An 18,178-nucleotide genomic window follows, 5' to 3' on the forward strand; every position below is an offset into this window, starting at 1 on the left:
GACACCTACACTTTCTCTTTAATATTTTTGCCGAGAATTCCGGCTGGACGAATCAATAAAATAATAATTAAAACGGCATATACTAATGCATCTTTGTAATCAGAAAAACCTAAAGCAGTTGACATTGTTTCAATTAGACCAATTGCAAACCCACCTAGCGCTGCTCCTGGAATAATTCCAATCCCACCTAAAACTGCTGCAACAAAGGATTTCAAACCTGGTGCCACACCCATCATTGGATCGATTGAGTTATAATACAAACCAATCAGCATTCCGCCTGCTGCTGCTAAAGCTGAACCTAAGGCAAAAGTAAATGAAATAGTTCTGTTTACATTAATCCCCATTAATTGAGCTGCATCGGTATCCACACTTACTGCGCGCATTGCTTTTCCCATACGCGTTTTTTGAACGATTAATTGTAATATAATCATTAAGGATACGGAAATACCTAAAATCAATAATTGAATATTACTTACTGAAACAAAGCCAATTGAGAACGCTTTGCGAGCAATTGCTTGTGGAAACGGGCGAGTATCTGGTGAGAAGAAATAAATCATTACATTTTGTAATAAATAAGATACTCCAATTGCTGTAATCAATGCTGCAATTCTCGTTGATTTTCTTAAAGGTCGGTAGGCTAAAAATTCTACAACCACACCTAACAAGGCACTAGCTGCCATTGAAATAATCATTGCTATGAAAAAGCCCCAGGCATTTGGTAAAATTCCCCACGTATTAAAAGAATTAATCAAAAAATATCCGATAAAACTCCCAATCATATAGATTTCACCATGAGCAAAGTTAATAAGTTTAATAATACCATAGACCATTGTATATCCTAGTGCCATCAAGGCATATATGCTACCTAGGAATAGTCCATTAATTAATTGTTGGATCATTACTTCCATCTTTATCACATCCAAATAGTTCATTTTTATTACTTTTTTTACCACTGTAGCAAAAAATAAAAGCTGTGACAAAACCGATTGTTTGATTTTGTCCCAGCTCTTATATGTTCAATTCATCCAATTATGGATTTACTGTATCAGCTGAACTTTCTTTACCATCTGTAAAACCGATAACAACAGCTGATTTTTCTGGGTTATGGTTTGCATCCATTGTAATGTTTCCTGTAATCCCAACAAAATCTTTCAATTCAGCAAGACCTTTTGTAATTGCCGCTGAATCCGCAGAGTCTTGTGATTCAATGGCTGATTTAATCATAAACATTGCATCATAAGCTAATGCATTGAACGTAGATGGCTCTTTGCCATATTTTTCTTTAAATGCATCAATAAATGGTTGTACAGTATCATTTGCTGGAGCTAATGCTGAGAAGTGACCTGTATAGAAGACATTCGATACATTTTCAGCACCTGCAAGTTGAATCATTTTTTCATCACCAAAACCGTCAGCACCTAAAATTGGTTGTTCAATTCCCATTTCGCGCGCTTGTTTAATAATCAAACCAGCTTCTTCATAATAACCTGGTAAATACAATACGTCGAAGTCAGCATTTTTAATTTTAGTTAATTGAGCTTGGAAATCTTTATCATTTTTTGTGAAGTTTTCTCTTAACACCACTTCTCCATCATATGCACTTTCAAAGGCTTTCGTTAAACCAATTGCATAGTCACTTGAATTATCTCCAAAGATAACTGCTTTTTCAGCTGATAAAGTTTCGTCAGCATAGTTTGCTAAAATAACACCTTGGAAACTATCTTGGAAACAAGAACGGAAAACATATTCTTGCACTTTATCACCATTCACAGTAATCGCATCATCTGTACCAGAAGGTGTAATCATTGGTACTTGTGCTTTGGTAACGTTAGGAATAGCTGCTTTACTTGCACCAGTTGTTGCTGGGCCAATAATGGCAACAACTCCATCGTTTGTTGTTAAATTGGCTGCTGCTGTAGCCGCCTCATTACTATCAGATTTATTATCTTTAATCACTAATTCAACTTCTTTGCCTAAGATACCGCCATCAGCATTGATTTTTTCAACGGCTAATTCGACACCTTCTTTTTCTTGTGTCCCGTATCCAGCAACTGCTCCTGATAATTCAAGGTTCAAACCAATTTTGATTGTGTCCCCTTCTTGTGTGTTGCCACCACCGTTTGAGTTGCCATTTGAGTTACCACCGCCACTTGGGCCAGCGCTACAAGCACCTAGTAGAAACAAACTAGCAAATAGAAATGCAAATTTCTTTTTCATACTTAATTCCTCCCTTTTTTACTCCCCTGAGTATGAAATTAATATACAGAATTTTTCAGTAATTGTCAATGAATTTTCAGAATATTTTATACATTTTGACAATCTAATAACAAATTGATAAGAGCACGCTTAAATAATAGTTTTTCAACGCTATTTCATTGAATAACGGCAGTGGATTTTCATAAAAAAAATGAAAAACCTCCCCAGATTGTGAAAGTTTTTCATTTTTTATTTTCTTTTCGATACGTATAATTGGGGCGTATTTCGTCTGTTGTATTTCTTTTTAAAGTAAAATTTCGTGGAACGTAATCAATTCCACCCTTAACAAATGGATGACAACGTAATATTCTCGCAATTCCCATCAAGGTTCCTTTCGCCGCACCATGTACTTGAATGGCATCAATCGTATAACTCGAACAAGTTGGATAATAACGACAACTTGGCGGAAATAATGGCGAAATGAACCGTTGGTACCCTCGAACAAAATAAATTAATATCTTTTGCATGCTTTTCCCTCTTTTCATTCAAAGTATATCTTTTTTTAGTTCTTGATACAAACTTAAAAATTACTAAAATAAAAAGAGAAAAACAGTCTCAAACCTGTCTTTCCCCTTAACTTTATATATTAAAAAAATCTAGAATATGTTGCCATAGCTCGCGATTGAAAACGTGGAACGGAGATCCATCTCCAATCACACCGTATCCAATCATTAAACCGATGAAAAACAACAAAATAGCGCCAAATACGATGGATAGAATTTTAATTAGGGTTTTAAGAATGTCTTCGCTTATTTCCATTCTGCCATCCTCCTTATGGTTGTGCAACAACCGCTTCTTCTACAGCTTCTTTAGAGCTGTTCACTCGCTCTACATTTGCACCCAATTTTTGTAATTTTTCGTGGAATTTATAATAACCACGATCTAAATATTTCAAATTGCGCACGCGTGTACGACCCGTTGCTTTTAAGCCAGCCAAAATCAAAGCTGCCGCAGCACGTAAATCAGTTGCATAAACTAAAGAACCTTGTAATTGATGTCCACCTTCAATAATCGCTACGTTCCCATCGATTTTAACATGAGCATTCATACGAACCATCTCATCTAAATGTTGGAAGCGATTCTCAAAAACTGTCTCAGTAACAACACTTGTCCCGTTAGCAATGACTTGAATTGCCGTCATTTGAGCTTGCATATCTGTTGGGAAGCCTGGATGTGGCATTGTCTTAACATCTGTTGCTTTTAGTTCTTTTGGTCCAATGATACGTACACCATTGTCTTCTTCAATTACTTTAGCACCCATTTCGATTAATTTAGACAACAACGGACGATTATGTTCCGAAATAGCATCTTGAATTAACACATTACCTTCTGTCATAGCAGCAGCTACCATAAATGTTCCTGCTTCAATACGATCTTGTACAATTGCATGATTAACTGCATGTAAATGATCTACACCTTCAATACGCATTGTTTCAGTTCCCGCACCATAAATCTTTGCACCCATTTTATTTAAAATATTCGCAAGATCTACAATTTCAGGTTCTCTAGCTACGTTATCAATAATTGTTGTCCCTTTCGCTTTGACAGCAGCCATCATAATATTTTGAGTAGCTCCTACGCTAGGAAAGTCTAAATAGATATTATTGCCTTTTAATTCATCTGCAATAGCTTCAATGTAACCATCTTTTTGAATAATTTCAGCACCTAAAGCTTGGAATCCTTTTAAATGTAAATCAATCGGACGTTTTCCAATGGCACATCCACCTGGCATTGCAACTTTTGCATGACCATTACGAGCCAATAAAGGACCCATTACAACAATTGAGGCACGCATTTTGCTAACATATTCATACGGCGCTTCAATTTCTAATTGTCGTGATGCATCAATGACAACTTCATTTTTATCAGTATCAAAATCAACATCTACATTTAAGTGTTGAATCACTTTGTTCATTGTAAATACGTCTGAAAGAATTGGGACATTTTTTAATGTTGTTGTGCCTTCTTCAGCTAATAAAGTGGCAGCTAAGATCGGTAACACCGCATTCTTTGCTCCTTCAATTTTTACAGTTCCTTTTAACTGATTACCACCTTGAACGATAATCTCTTCCATCTTGTTCCCTCCAAATAGAACGCTATGTGACATTTCAATCAAAATCTTTTTTATTATAGCATATTCATTTTATTTTAAATAGCAAGCAGTACTGTTAAAAACCTACTAAAAATAAATTCTTGCATAAAATAATAATTTCTAGAAAAAAATTGCTGGCGGTAAAACCAATTGCCACCGAAATTAACACAAGAATTAAGCGAATTTGCGTTGTATGAAGGGCTTTAAAAAACGTTTCGATTCTCACAGAACCTAACGCCCAAAAAGCTAGATAAATAAAAGCTAAATGACTAACAATTCGGATGAATGCATCAATACCATAAACTTGCATACAAAAACTCCTTCTTTACGAAAATTCAACATATAGATAATACCATAAATCAAGAAAATAAAAAAATATTGTCCCCGCAAAAAGTTTTTAAAACATTTTTTAAAAAACTTTTTAATTATTTTATCATGATTACCATTTGCTAAAAAGTTTGTTATATCAACTCTTCTACTTACTTTTTTATAGATTATTTTCCAGTCCAAATTAAAAAAAAGAACCTTCTCATAAAGAGAAAGTTCTCATTTTTAAAGATGATTTGACACATTGATTCGATTCAACGCACGATGTAACGCTACTGTCGCTCGTTTTAATTCATCCACATTATCGTGGGCTTTCGCTTCAGCAATCATTCGTTCGGCGCGTTCTTTCGCACGTTGAGCACGTGCAATATCAATTTCACGCTCACGTTCTGCACTATCCGCAATAATCGTAACGATATTATCACGCACTTCCATTATTCCGCCATTTACAGCAACCCAATCAATATGATTTTCTGAATCGATTCGATTGATACGTACTTCATCGATAATTAATGGTGCAATGATTGGAGCATGATGAGGTAAAATCCCCATTTCACCATCTATTGTCTTGACTACAACGATTTTCGCATGATGATTATACACCACGCCACTAGGTGTCACAATATTGACCGTTAAATGTTGATCCATAAGGCACCTCTTTCTAGTATCCTAAGTTTTTCGCTTTTTCAACTACTTCTTCGATACGTCCGACACTACGGAAAGCTTCTTCTGGAAGTTCATCATATTTTCCATCAAGGATTTCTCTGAACCCTTTGATTGTTTCTTTAACAGGAACATATGAACCAGGTTGGCCTGTAAACTGTTCAGCTACGTGGAAGTTTTGCGATAAGAAAAATTGGATACGACGGGCACGTGATACCAAGACTTTTTCTTCATCAGATAATTCATCCATCCCTAAGATAGCGATAATATCTTGTAATTCACGATAGCGTTGCAATGTACGTTGTACTTCACTAGCCACTTGATAATGCTCTTCACCAACAATTTCAGGTGCTAAGGCACTAGAAGAAGATGCTAATGGGTCTACCGCAGGATAAATCCCTTGTTCTGTTAATTTACGTTCTAAGTTGGTTGTCGCATCCAAATGCGCAAATGCAGTTGCTGGCGCCGGGTCCGTATAGTCATCGGCAGGTACATAAATCGCTTGAATGGATGTAATTGAACCTTTTTTCGTTGAAGTAATACGTTCTTGTAATTGACCCATTTCAGTAGCCAATGTTGGTTGATACCCCACCGCTGAAGGCATACGACCTAACAGCGCTGAAACTTCCGAACCAGCTTGCGTAAAACGGAAAATGTTATCAATAAATAACAATACGTCTTGTCCTTCCACATCACGGAAATATTCTGCAATCGTCAAACCAGTCAATGCTACACGCATACGTGCGCCTGGTGGTTCATTCATTTGCCCAAAAACCATGGCTGTTTTTTCGATAACGCCTGATTCTTTCATTTCGTAATAAAGGTCATTTCCTTCACGCGTACGCTCACCGACACCTGAAAATACTGAAATCCCACCATGTTCTTGTGCAATGTTATTAATTAATTCTTGGATTAATACCGTTTTACCTACACCGGCACCACCGAATAAACCAACTTTACCACCTTTTAAGTAAGGTGCTAATAAATCGATAACTTTGATTCCAGTTTCAAGAATTTCTGTACTTGTACTTAATTCATCAAAATCAGGTGCTTTTTTATGAATACCACTGCGCTCTACTTTTTCAGGAAATGGTTCATCTAAATCAATTGTATCTCCTAAAACATTAAATACACGACCTAACGTTTCTTTCCCAACAGGAACAGAAATTGAAGCTCCTGTATCGATGACTTCCATACCACGTTGTAAGCCATCTGTAGATGCCATTGCAATCGTACGCACGACGCCGTCACCAAGCTCTAATGCTGTTTCAAGTACAACTTTCGTTTTTTCATCATTCTTTTTGTAGACTACCAACGCATTGTTGATATCTGGTAAGGATTGGTCCAAAGAAAATTCCACGTCAACTACGGGACCGATGACTTGAACAATCTTGCCTGAACTCATTTGTTTTCCTCCATTCATTCACGAAATTATTCGAGAGCTGCTGCTCCACCCACAATTTCAGTAATTTCTTGGGTAATTGCCCCTTGACGTGCACGATTATAAGAAATCGTTAAATCATCAATAATATTTCCTGCATTATCTGTTGCTGTTTTCATTGCGGTCATACCCGCAGCATGCTCAGCAGTTTTCGCATCAACAATTGCTCCATAAATCAAACTTTCTGCATATTGTGGAAGCAACTGGTTTAAAATTGCTTCTTTAGAAGGTTCAAAAATGTATTCTTGTTCATACGTTTTAGCTTCTTCCGGATTAATTGTTGTAATAGGCAACATTTTTTCCATTCGGAATTGACTTGTTAGTGAATTGACATGATGGTTATAACAAACATATAACTCATCAAACACTTCATTTTGATACATTGAAACAGTCATATTAACAATTTTTCTTACTTCTTCAAAACTTGGCTGATCTGACAAGTTACGTAATTCATACGCTAATGGGATATCCCGTGCTTTAAAAAATTCAGCCCCGGTTGCTCCAATCGAAATCATTACATATTCGTTAGAAGATTTATGATCTTTTGCTAACATCGTCATCATTTGTTTTAAAATAGAGCTATTATATCCGCCAACTAATCCACCATCTGAAGTAATAACAATATACCCTGTTTTTTTCACTGGTCGACTAACTAACATACTATTAAAGTCTAGTTCTTGTTTCTTTTCTGATTTTTCCATCTCAATTAACTGACTGGTAGTAATATGTGTCACTAATTCACGCACTTTTTTTGCGTAAATTTGAAACTGGCTAGAGTGCGCTTCTGATTTTGTCAGTTTCGAAGCCGATACCATTTGCATCGCTCTGGTGATTTGACTGGTCTTCTTTGTGGAAGTAATCCGTTGTTTTATTTCATTTAGAGAAGCACCCATTATTCTTCACCTCTTTTACGATTGCTCCATCGTCGCTAAATGTTCTTTAATAAACTCTTTGTTTTGATTGCTTTTTCCTGCCATAAATAATTCTTGGAATTCTTTAATTGCTTGATTCATATCAGCTTCAGCTGGTAAATCATGCGTTGTACGAATTGTTTCAAATAAATGTGCATAATTTGCTTCCAAATAATCGAATAATTCTGATTCAAAGTCCAAAATACTATTTACAGGTACGCTATCAATAAATCCACGTGTTAATGCGTATAAGATAACCACCTGTTTTTCTACAGGAAGTGGCGCATGTGATTTTTGTTTTAGAATTTCAACTGTACGACGACCACGATTTAACTTCGCTTGTGTCGCAGCATCTAAATCAGAACCAAATTGAGTGAAGGCTTCTAATTCACGGTAACTAGCTAAATCTAAACGCAATGTACCCGCAACTTTTTTCATTGCTTTAATTTGCGCAGAACCACCTACCCGTGAGACAGATAATCCAGCAGCTACGGCTGGACGAACACCTGAATAGAATAAGTCACTTTCTAAGAAAATTTGTCCATCTGTAATTGAAATAACGTTTGTCGGAATATAAGCAGAAATATCTCCTGCTTGTGTTTCAACAAATGGCAAGGCAGTCATTGAACCACCACCTAAATCATCACTTAATTTCGCTGCACGTTCTAATAAACGTGAATGCAAGTAGAACACATCCCCTGGGTATGCTTCACGACCTGGAGGACGACGTAATAGTAACGAAAGCTCACGATAAGCAACAGCTTGTTTCGATAAGTCATCAAAAACAATTAATACATGTTTTCCGTTATACATAAATTCTTCACCAATTGCTGTTCCCGCATAAGGTGCAATATATAACAACGGCGCTGGTTGTGATGCTCCTGCTGATACTACAATTGTATAGTCCATTGCACCATATTTACGTAGTGTTTCTACTTGTGTACGAACTGTGGAGTCTTTTTGCCCAATTGCCACATAAATACAAATCATATCTTGCCCTTTTTGGTTGATAATTGTATCAATGGCAATCGATGTTTTCCCAGTTTTTCTGTCACCAATAACTAACTCACGTTGTCCACGACCGATTGGCACCAGTGCATCAATCGCTTTTAATCCTGTTTGCATTGGCTCAGAAACTGATTTACGTTGCATAACACCTGGTGCTTCAGCTTCTACTGGACGGAATTTATCTGTTTTAATTGGACCATAGCCATCGATTGGTTGTCCCAATGGATTAACTACACGACCGATTAAAGCATCACCCACGGGTACTTCCATAATGCGCCCTGTGCGTTTTACTGTATCGCCTTCGCGAATGGATTCAAAATCTCCTAAAATAATGATCCCTACATCATTAGACTCTAAATTTTGTGCCATACCGAAAGCACCATTTGAAAATTCAAGCAATTCGCCACTCATCGCATTTTCTAGTCCATGCGCGCGCGCGATTCCATCACCAATGTAAGTAACCGTTCCTACTTCTTCGACGGAAATCTTACTTTGATAATTTTTTATCTGATCTTTAATCAAAGCACTGATTTCTTCTGCTTTAATGGCCATTCGATTCACCTCTTACTGTTTGTATTATTTGCGTAATTCTTTTCGCAAATATTCTAAACGGCTTCTAATACTCCCATCAATGACATGGTGATTCGCTTCAACGATTACCCCACCAAGTATATTGGGATCAACTTGTTCCGTTAACTCTGCTTTTTGATAACCTAATTGCTTGGCTACTTTTTGAGTTAGTTTCGCTTTTTGTTCATTTGTAAGTGGTACCGCTGTGGTTACACTTCCTAAAACAATATTTTTACTATCATTGAATAGTCTCTCATATTCATCAATAATTAATAACAAGTCATACATGCGATTATATTGATAGATAACTTCTAAAGTATTGCGAACGATTCCGTTGAAACCTTTCACAAGATTATCCATTACGTTACGCTTCTCGTTTAAATCCAATCGAGCATCACTTAATAAGTCTCCCAATTCAGGGATATCTTCAAATATTTGTCGTAGTTTCAATAATTCATTGTATACGTCTTCGGCTTGTTGAGATTCGACCGCCAATTCAAATAACGCTTTGCCGTAACGTTTAGCAACGGTAATTTTATCTAGCTTCATCGGTTGTTCCTAATCCATCAATACATTGATCAATCAATGCTTTATGCGATTCTAGAGATAGTTCTTGATTTAAGATTTTTTCTGCAATTTGAAGAGAAAGATCAGCTACTTCATCTTTCACAGTCGATAACGCAGCTTGACGTTCGTTTGCGATATCATTATGCGCTTTGTCTCTCATTTGAGTGACTGTTTCTTCGGCATCTTTCAGAATTGCTTGGCGGCTTGATTCTCCACTATCTCGTGCATTTTTAATAATCTCAGCAGCTTCAGTTTGAGAACTTACTAATTGTAGTTGACGTTCTTCTTCTAATTTAGCTGCTTCAATCCGAGATTTTTCTGCTGAATCTAAATCATTGGCAATCTTATCTTCACGCTTTTTCATAATTGCTGAGATGGAGTCCCATGCAAAAATCTTTAAAAGCACAAGTAAGAGAACAAATGAGCCTGTAACAACAACAAAATTACTGATCATTGTATTATGCACTTCTGCCATTGACAGAACCAAGTGATTTAGCATACGCTGTAACTCCTTTACTTGAAATTTCGTTTTCTATGAATAAGCTTCACGTGTCACAAAAAAAGCAGAAGATTTATAACTTCTGCTTTATTTTGTGGTTCTTATAAAACAAGAAGTAAAGCAACAACGATACCCAAGATTGGCACAGCTTCGATAAACGCCATACCTAAAATCATTGTTGAGCGTAAATCTTTTGCCATTTCTGGTTGGCGAGCCATTGATTCCAATGCTTGTTTAACAACTTGTGAGTTACCATAAGCTGCACCTAAAGCTGATCCGATAATTGCCATTCCTGCTGCGATAAATTCCATAATATTTCTTCCTCCTAAAATAAACGATATGTTAGTGTTCTACTTCAATTTTGTGACTTAAAAATACCATCGTTAATGTAACAAATACATAAGCTTGAATTCCTCCGATAAATAAGGAGAAACCAATCCAAATCATCTCTAATGGGATAGCTAATGGTAATGCAATCCAACCTAGATTATTTACCATAGAAACGATTAAACTTAAAAGAACTTCACCTGCAAAAATATTTCCATACAAACGTAAACCTAAACTAATTACATTCGTGAATTCTTCCAATAGTTTAATTGGTAAAATAATGCTTACTGGCGTTAAAAATGAATTCTTAATATACCCTTTTAATCCTAATTTTTTAGCTCCTAAGAAATGAGTCAATAAGATGACCATAAAAGCTAAACTTAACGTCACGATTGGATCAGCTGTGGGGCTTTTCCATAGACTGACTTCATGGTTGGTCACAATTTTAGTAACTAGACCAATTTCATTAGCAATCAAAATAAAGAAAAACAAGGTAAAGGCCAATAAATGATAATTGTTGACTTCTTTTTTAGGTAATTGATCAGAAGCAATTCCTCTCACAAAGTCAATGACGTATTCAATAAAGTTTTGTTTTCCTTTTGGCTTCATTTGTAAATTACGGGTACAAACAAAGACAATTGAAAAGACAATGATGCACGTAAGCAGTGTCATCAAAATAACTGTCCCATCAAACCATACCGGCCCTATCTGAAACAGTAGTGAACGTTCTTCCAATATTCTCACCTCTCTTCCTATAGTCTTCTACGCTATGACATAAACGCTTGTGCATTTTTGTTCATAGTTTACTTAACAATCGGTATCATACCACCGTAGAAGAAAAATTTCAAAGCATTTTCAGCAAAAACTAGACAAAATGCCTTATTTGAAAAACGAATAGAAAATCCGCGTTGTTATAAATTTAGTAATGATATACCAACTTACCATTAAAACCCTTAACGCTTTCACTTTCGTTTGAGTAAATAGTATCATATTTCTTGTGCAATAGAAATCAAATTTCTACTAAAACGACAAGAAATGTTAGAAGTTTTTGATTACTCGTTGCAACTGTCGTTCTTGATCTTTACGTTTCAAAGTTTCCCGTTTATCGTAATCTTTCTTCCCTTTGGCTAAGCCAATTAGAACCTTTGCATAACCATCTTTAATGTATACTTTTAATGGAACAATCGTCATTCCTGTATTTTTCGTTTCACCGACTAATTTAGTAATTTGTTTTTTATGCAATAACAATTTACGCGTACGCAAAGGGTCATGATTAAAAATATTTCCTTGCTCATACGGACTAATATACACATTATAAAGAAAAGCTTCTCCGTTACGAATTCGCACAAAGCCATCTTTTAAATTGATACGGCTGTTACGGATAGATTTAATCTCTGTCCCTTGTAAAACAATTCCAGCCTCCATCGTATCAACAATCGTATAATCATGCCGTGCTTTTCTATTTTGTGCAATTAGTTGTCCTTCACCTTTTGGCATTGTCTTCCCTCCATTTACTTCCAGTTATTTTCCTTTCTTTTTGGCCACGCCTTTATAAAATGGCGCTTTTTTCCCTTTTTTCGGTTTCCCTTTTGGTCCTTGGGGTTTCTTTTGGTTACGTTCTTTTTTATTTTTACTATTAGTATTCATCTCAGCATTTTCTTTTGGTTTACGACGACGTTGATGACGATTTTGTTCTCTTTGTAAGCTTTCTGTTTCTTCTGCCTCAACTAGCTCAAAATCAATTTCTCTGGTTTCAGGATCAGCTTTGACTACACGGATACGAACTTTTTGTCCAATTTTAAACGTCATTCCTGTCCGTTCACCAACTAATGCTAAATGGGATTCTAGATAATGGAAATAATCTTGTTTTAACGCATTGATATGAATCAACCCTTCAATAGTGTTTGGCAATTCAACAAAAATCCCAAATTTGACTACAGAACTGATAATCCCATCAAATTCTTCATCAAGATGGTCTGCCATAAATTCGGCTTTTTTCAACGCATCTACTTCTCGTTCTGCATCAACAGCTCGTCGTTCCATTTGTGAACTATGAACAGCTATATCTGGTAATTTTTCTGCCCAAATTGTTTGTGTTTCTTCAGAAACATCTTGAGCATACGCACGAATCAAGCGATGAACAATTAAGTCAGGATAACGACGAATTGGGGAAGTAAAATGCGTATAATCCTCAGCAGCTAACCCATAGTGACCATAATTATTCTCAGAATATTTCGCTTGTTGCATACTACGTAACAACATCGTATTAATAACCATCGCTTCTGGTCGTTCCGCTGTATCCTCAACAATCTGTTGTAAATCTTTCGGTGTAATTGAACCTTTCGTTTGTTTTACAACAATTCCTAAGGCTGAAGCAAAATCAAAGAAACGGCGTAGCTTTTCTTCTTTGGGATCTTCATGAATTCGATAAATAAACGGCAATTGTCGGTCATTAAAGTGTCTAGCAATTGTTTCATTAGCTGCCAACATAAAGGACTCGATTAATCGCTCACCAATTCCTCGTTTACGTAAAATAATATCTAGTGGATGACCGTCACTATCAACCAATACTTTTGCCTCATTGTCTTCAAAAGATACGGCCCCACGACGGATACGCATCGCTTCTAAAATATGATGTAACTCGCCCATTTCTTGAAACATTGGGACTAGTTCTTGATAACGTTCCATCACTTCTGGGCTTTGCTCTTCTAAAATTTGATTAACTGCTGTGTAAGTCATTCGTTCTGTTGTTTGGATAACACTTTGAAAAATCTCATGCGTAACAATTTCACCTTGCTGAGTGATTTCCATTTCACAGCTCATTGCCAAACGAGGGACTTTTGGATTCAATGAACAAATGCCATTTGACAAACGTTGTGGCAACATTGGAATGACTCGGTCCGTTAAATACACGCTTGTTCCTCGCTCAAAGGCTTCTTTATCTAATTGACTATCTGTAGTCACATAATAGGAAACATCTGCAATATGCACGCCTAAAAAATAATTACCATTTGCTAATTTACGAACAGTAACCGCATCATCTAAATCTTTTGCATCTTCCCCATCAATCGTCACAATCATTTGGTCACGTAAATCACGACGCTCTGGGAAATCACTAGGATTAATTGAATCTGGCACAGCATCTGCTTCTGCCAATACTTCATCAGGAAATTTTGTTGGAATTCCGTTGGCAATTACGATGGACAAAATATCCATACCTGGATCATTTTTGTGTCCTACAACTTGTTTTACCATACCTTCTAAACTCGTTGCATAGCCTTTTTCTGGATAATGAGTAATTTCTACCACCACAATACTGCCATCCACGGGACGAACACCTTCTGCGGCAACGTAGACATTTAATTCTTCTAATTTTTTATCTTTTGGTTTGACTACGCCATATAAATCTGTTTCTGCGACCTCTTCTTCTGGGAAGGCAGTAAATTCGCCAACTATTTGCGTCGCTTGACGTTGACGAACTTCTACGACTTTCCCTTCTGCTCCACGATCACTGAATGGATCAGCTGGTTTAACAATATCAATCGCAACAATATCTCCATCCATAGCATAACCCGTGGCTTCTTTCGGGATAAAAATATCTTCCTCTTCAGGATCAATCGTTACAAAACCAAAGCCACGACTATTGGCACGAAAAGTTCCTTCAACGACGATTTGTTGTTGGGGAAGCTTAATCTTCCCTTTTTTATTGAAAACAATTAATTTCTCTCTTTCCATTGTCGCAATTGTTTGTATCAGTGCTTTAAAATCTTCACTTTTTTGTAATTCAAGATTTTCAGCTAGCTCTTCCATGGAAAAACTTTTTTTGCGACTTTGTTCCATAAAGAGTAAGACTTTTGTTTTTATGGTTTCTTTCATTTATTTATTCCTCATTCCAAGACAAGCTTTCAATAAAAGCTAATACGTCTTTTTCAAATTCTTTTCTTTCTTTATCTACAGTGACGACATGTCCACTCTCAGGGTACCATTGCAATGTCACTTTGGTATGGGCTAAACCTTTAGCTGTATCAAAGACCGTCAATGGATCAATCATCCGATCTTTACCCGCTTGGGCTAAAAAGATTGGGACATGAATATTGGTTAATTTTTGATTAACTGTTTGTGCAAAGGATTCAATCGCTAGCAATTGCTTATCGGCAGCTTTAGCAATTTCAGGCAACATAGCTTGTTGTTCCTCAGACGTAAATTCAGAGTAACTTAAGACTTTTTCTGCATAGCGGACAAAATTCTCTGGCACGTGATTTTCTGCTTTAAAAATGGGCGAACAAAAAACACCACCCCCAACTATGACTTCCTCTTCCGCAGTTAAAGCACCCATCGCCATAATGCCACCCATCGATAAGCCTAAAACAGCAATTTCTTGATAGCCTTTGTCCTTTAAAAATTGAATCGCAGTTTTTGTGTTTTCAAACCACGTAGTGACTTCTTCTTTTAATATATCTTTCGGATTTAAAGTACCGTGTCCCGCAAACATAGGCGAATACACCGTATAATTTGCATTTTCTAAAGATCTGCAAAGCATGCGCACGTCATTTGGGCTTCCTGAATATGCGTGCAGTAATAACACCGCTCTTTTTCCATGTTCCGCAAATAATTCTTTCGGTAAACTCATTTTCATTTAACAACACCTCTCTGCCTCTCATTTTAACATAGTAAAAGTAAAAAAAGAGTTTGAGATGTCATCCGTCCCAAACTCTTTTTTGTTTATCTTGTTGAAGATAGTAAAACTAATACAAATAATAGTATCATCCATAAAGCACCTAAAACAGCCGTTGCTCGTTGCATCACGGCTTCAAAACCGCGTGCTTTTTGTTTACCAAAAAGTTGATCCGCGCCACCAGTAAATGCACTTGCCGCACTATTTTGTTTGCTTGGCTGCATCATGATTGCAATAATTAAAATGAATGAGAGTACAACAACTACTCCTAAAATAAAACTATACACAATGGGAACCTCCTACCCTAAATATCGTCTCATATACTTTATCATAAATTTTGTCAATTGACTAGTGGAAGTGGTTTTAGCATTTCGTTCTTTTCCGCATGTAAAATAAACATCGTTGCTGCTTGATTCATAAATAAATGATCTCCTTCATAAAAAGTTCTACTATGAACTTTAGAAAAGTTTTTTGACAGCATCTGTTGCAGCATCGTTTGTTCAAAACCATTATGCACCCGTTCATGATAAACGAGCGGATTTTTATCAAAATCAACAATCATTAATTGACCACTTTCTGTCAGCATATCTGCTAGGCGTTGCAAAATCTCTGCTGTTTGCGGAATATGCAAAAGTACTAAAGAGACTAGAATGGTATCCACTTTGAACGTAGGTAAATCTTGTAAAAAATCTGCCGTCAACACGGTTGTATTTAGTAACCCTTGTTGTGTAATTTTTTCTTGCGTAATTTTGGTCATTTCACTTGATACATCTACTAAAAATAACTGTTTTACTTTTCCAGCGAAAGGTAGACTAATCAAACCAGTTCCACAGCCAAAATCAAGAACCCGTTTATCGGATTGATTGCCCCATTCTTTTTCAATTTCTTGACGAATCACTTTCGCTAAGGCTTGTTGTTTAGGTGAATCATATTTTTTAGCAATTTGATCGAAAATATTTTGTGCCATCTTTTTCATCCTTCTTATGAGTGACTTAGTTGTAAAACGTGTATAATAAACTCTAAAGTGAGGTATCTCTATGTTAACATTAATGGCAATGACAACGGAAGCATTTCAACAATACTTAGAAGTAGCTGTAATAGATTATGCAGCTGATAAAGTTAAGAGTGGCACTTGGCAAGAAAATAATGCGCATGAGTTAGCTATTCAGTCCTATAATCAATTGTTACCTAAAGGAATAGATACACCCAATCATTACTTATATTCTATTTGTTTAAAAGAGAAATTGATTGGTCATACCTGGATGTTCTTCAATTCATTGGAGCAAACGGCTTTTATCTATGATATTCATATCTTTGAAGGTTATCAAAATCAAGGCTATGGAACGTCTGTAATGACAATTCTTGAAGAATATGCGCAAAAATTAGGTGCCCAAAAACTTTCTTTACATGTATTTGGTTATAACCAACGCGCGTTACATGTTTATCAAAAAGTTGGGTATCACATTACCGATTACAATTTATCAAAAGAGTTATAATAAAAAATGACGAAGCCAATAGTAGCCTCGTCATTTTTTTTGTTGATTATTCTCTTCCCAATTTACCACAGTGCCACCACAAATACCGACTATAATGATAGCCATAGTCCACCAAAATTTTTTTCTCTTTTTCATTATTCTCCTCCCTTATAATTTCGTCACTTTAAAAGATAGCTCCGTTTCAAATACTCTTGGCTCTTCTAAGTTTAATAATGCCTCATTTAAGTTTATAGAAAAAATTTCTTGTGTTTCGTAGGGGCTAAAATAATATTCCAATTCACTCAGATTAAAAACAACTCGATATTGCGTGTATTCCGATTCACCATTAGCTTCCAACATAAGCCCTTTAGGAATTGTAAAATTATTTAATAGATGAAAAATTGCATTTAACGTTTCTTTTGAAGTCGTTCCTTTATCTATAAATTCTTTCGTGTATACTGCTCGTACGAATCGTTCGGGTGAGGAAAGTCCTCCTGGTAAAGCAGATGTACCAGAACCTAATCCATTGGGGCTTACTTTGTAGTTCAAGAAATATTTTGATGGAAAATTGTTAGGTGTTAATGATAAATAATTACTTAAATTTTTCAAATGCCATTCCAATTCCGGACTGTTTGTAAGTACGCCTAAAGGATTTTCTTTGATTTCAATCATTCCTCTATTCGTCTCGATAACCACGCAGGTACCTGTTTTATCTGTAACAATATAATGCAATGGAGCAACAGCGCCTAATAACGAAATCTCTGCATGAACTAAATTAATGGTTTCAATATTGCTTTTTAATTCGTCAATACTAGCTATATTTCCTAGCACCCACAGAATAAATTCATGTGGCGCTAAATTAATTTTACCAATCTCAGGCGTTTCACTATATCTCGCTTCATTCGAGAAATACAGTTCTGCCATCGCTACCCCCTTTTCGTTCATGCCATCAGCTAACACGTATTCAGTTCCATCTCTACCAGTACTGATAAAACCAAAGCGTGTAACTGCATTAAACCCTAATTGTGACTGCCAGCGAAAGCCTCTTGGAATCACAATTGGTTTGCCGTTTAATTGAAATGAGAAATCCATCGTTCTAGCTAGAAAATTATTCAATTGATTGGTTTGCAAAGTGAAACTTGTACACATCAAAATCACTCTCCTATATTAAGAACACTTAATGAGCATTTAGCAAATTTGCAATAGCATACGAATTTTGAAAAAGTTTTAAACGGCCAACATCACGAGCCATTTCTTTGTAAGTAAAGTATTTTCTATGGTTCGTAAATTTTTGGCTCTTCACTCTCATGTCGTTTAATCTTCACTAAATATATTTTCCATCATAAGTCCTCCTTTTACTGACTTCT

At 36.1% G+C, this 18,178-nt stretch carries 21 protein-coding genes; 1 reads left to right on the forward strand and 20 read right to left on the reverse strand.

The genetic code is table 11. The annotated features are described in order from the left end of the window. Positions 1-5: 5 nt before the first annotated feature. The 19 genes from AC4BC7_RS06690 to AC4BC7_RS06780 form a co-directional block, all read right to left on the reverse strand. On the reverse strand, positions 6-908 hold the full coding sequence (locus tag AC4BC7_RS06690; protein WP_207941099.1) for a branched-chain amino acid ABC transporter permease: 903 nt from the start codon (positions 906-908) through the stop codon (positions 6-8). A 121-nt stretch (positions 909-1,029) separates the two neighbouring features. After that, on the reverse strand, positions 1,030-2,217 hold the full coding sequence (locus AC4BC7_RS06695; protein ID WP_207941100.1) for an ABC transporter substrate-binding protein: 1,188 nt from the start codon (positions 2,215-2,217) through the stop codon (positions 1,030-1,032). Positions 2,218-2,438: 221 nt separating this feature from the next. Next, complete coding sequence (gene yidD / locus AC4BC7_RS06700; protein WP_207941101.1) at positions 2,439-2,723, reverse strand: membrane protein insertion efficiency factor YidD; 285 nt, start codon at positions 2,721-2,723, stop codon at positions 2,439-2,441. Between the two features lie 112 nt (positions 2,724-2,835). Beyond that, on the reverse strand, positions 2,836-3,015 hold the full coding sequence (locus AC4BC7_RS06705; RefSeq protein WP_207941103.1) for a DNA-directed RNA polymerase subunit beta: 180 nt from the start codon (positions 3,013-3,015) through the stop codon (positions 2,836-2,838). A 13-nt stretch (positions 3,016-3,028) separates the two neighbouring features. Further along, positions 3,029-4,330, reverse strand: a complete 1,302-nt coding sequence (gene murA / locus AC4BC7_RS06710; protein ID WP_207941104.1) for a UDP-N-acetylglucosamine 1-carboxyvinyltransferase — start codon at positions 4,328-4,330, stop codon at positions 3,029-3,031. A gap of 94 nt (positions 4,331-4,424) precedes the next feature. Continuing rightward, entirely contained in the window at positions 4,425-4,658 is a 234-nt protein-coding gene (locus AC4BC7_RS06715) for a DUF1146 family protein (protein WP_207941106.1), read from the reverse strand. 242 nt (positions 4,659-4,900) lie between these two features. Then, positions 4,901-5,323: a F0F1 ATP synthase subunit epsilon gene (locus tag AC4BC7_RS06720; protein ID WP_207941108.1), complete on the reverse strand. Its 423-nt coding sequence runs from the start codon at positions 5,321-5,323 to the stop codon at positions 4,901-4,903. A 13-nt stretch (positions 5,324-5,336) separates the two neighbouring features. Further along, positions 5,337-6,743 (reverse strand): F0F1 ATP synthase subunit beta, encoded by a 1,407-nt coding sequence (atpD, locus tag AC4BC7_RS06725; RefSeq protein WP_207941109.1) that lies wholly within the window; start codon positions 6,741-6,743, stop codon positions 5,337-5,339. A 26-nt stretch (positions 6,744-6,769) separates the two neighbouring features. Further along, the gene (locus AC4BC7_RS06730) at positions 6,770-7,672 is read right to left on the reverse strand and encodes a F0F1 ATP synthase subunit gamma (RefSeq protein ID WP_207941111.1); all 903 of its coding nucleotides are present in this window, start codon (positions 7,670-7,672) and stop codon (positions 6,770-6,772) included. 15 nt (positions 7,673-7,687) lie between these two features. Then, entirely contained in the window at positions 7,688-9,250 is a 1,563-nt protein-coding gene (atpA, locus tag AC4BC7_RS06735; RefSeq protein WP_207941113.1) for a F0F1 ATP synthase subunit alpha, read from the reverse strand. 24 nt (positions 9,251-9,274) lie between these two features. After that, positions 9,275-9,817, reverse strand: coding sequence for a F0F1 ATP synthase subunit delta (locus AC4BC7_RS06740; protein WP_207941114.1), 543 nt, complete (start codon positions 9,815-9,817; stop codon positions 9,275-9,277). After that, entirely contained in the window at positions 9,804-10,334 is a 531-nt protein-coding gene (atpF, locus tag AC4BC7_RS06745) for a F0F1 ATP synthase subunit B (protein ID WP_207941116.1), read from the reverse strand. Before atpF ends, AC4BC7_RS06740 begins: the two co-directional genes overlap by 14 nt. Before the next feature lie 101 nt (positions 10,335-10,435). Continuing rightward, entirely contained in the window at positions 10,436-10,645 is a 210-nt protein-coding gene (gene atpE / locus AC4BC7_RS06750) for an ATP synthase F0 subunit C (protein ID WP_207941117.1), read from the reverse strand. A gap of 31 nt (positions 10,646-10,676) precedes the next feature. Then, entirely contained in the window at positions 10,677-11,396 is a 720-nt protein-coding gene (gene atpB, locus AC4BC7_RS06755) for a F0F1 ATP synthase subunit A (RefSeq protein ID WP_207941118.1), read from the reverse strand. A 303-nt stretch (positions 11,397-11,699) separates the two neighbouring features. Then, positions 11,700-12,158 carry an SsrA-binding protein SmpB gene (gene smpB, locus AC4BC7_RS06760; RefSeq protein WP_490504200.1) on the reverse strand — a complete coding sequence of 153 codons (459 nt, stop codon included), beginning with the start codon at positions 12,156-12,158 and terminating at the stop codon, positions 11,700-11,702. Between the two features lie 24 nt (positions 12,159-12,182). Next, a complete protein-coding gene (gene rnr, locus AC4BC7_RS06765; RefSeq protein ID WP_490504201.1) occupies positions 12,183-14,537 on the reverse strand; it encodes a ribonuclease R in 2,355 nt (784 codons plus the stop codon). A 4-nt stretch (positions 14,538-14,541) separates the two neighbouring features. Beyond that, positions 14,542-15,297, reverse strand: a complete 756-nt coding sequence (locus AC4BC7_RS06770; protein WP_490504202.1) for an alpha/beta hydrolase — start codon at positions 15,295-15,297, stop codon at positions 14,542-14,544. An 86-nt stretch (positions 15,298-15,383) separates the two neighbouring features. Further along, the gene (gene secG / locus AC4BC7_RS06775) at positions 15,384-15,623 is read right to left on the reverse strand and encodes a preprotein translocase subunit SecG (protein ID WP_207941127.1); all 240 of its coding nucleotides are present in this window, start codon (positions 15,621-15,623) and stop codon (positions 15,384-15,386) included. Between the two features lie 53 nt (positions 15,624-15,676). Then, complete coding sequence (locus tag AC4BC7_RS06780; protein WP_490504203.1) at positions 15,677-16,303, reverse strand: class I SAM-dependent methyltransferase; 627 nt, start codon at positions 16,301-16,303, stop codon at positions 15,677-15,679. 70 nt (positions 16,304-16,373) lie between these two features. On the opposite strand from AC4BC7_RS06780, the gene AC4BC7_RS06785 reads away from it, so the two are divergent. Then, the gene (locus AC4BC7_RS06785; RefSeq protein ID WP_207941131.1) at positions 16,374-16,832 is read left to right on the forward strand and encodes a GNAT family N-acetyltransferase; all 459 of its coding nucleotides are present in this window, start codon (positions 16,374-16,376) and stop codon (positions 16,830-16,832) included. 147 nt (positions 16,833-16,979) lie between these two features. Here AC4BC7_RS06785 and AC4BC7_RS06790 read toward each other — a convergent pair whose 3' ends face one another. Next, on the reverse strand, positions 16,980-17,960 hold the full coding sequence (locus AC4BC7_RS06790) for a choloylglycine hydrolase family protein (protein WP_490504204.1): 981 nt from the start codon (positions 17,958-17,960) through the stop codon (positions 16,980-16,982). Positions 17,961-18,178 lie beyond the last annotated feature (218 nt).

It is taken from the genome of Enterococcus sp. AMC1623, from assembly GCF_058216495.1.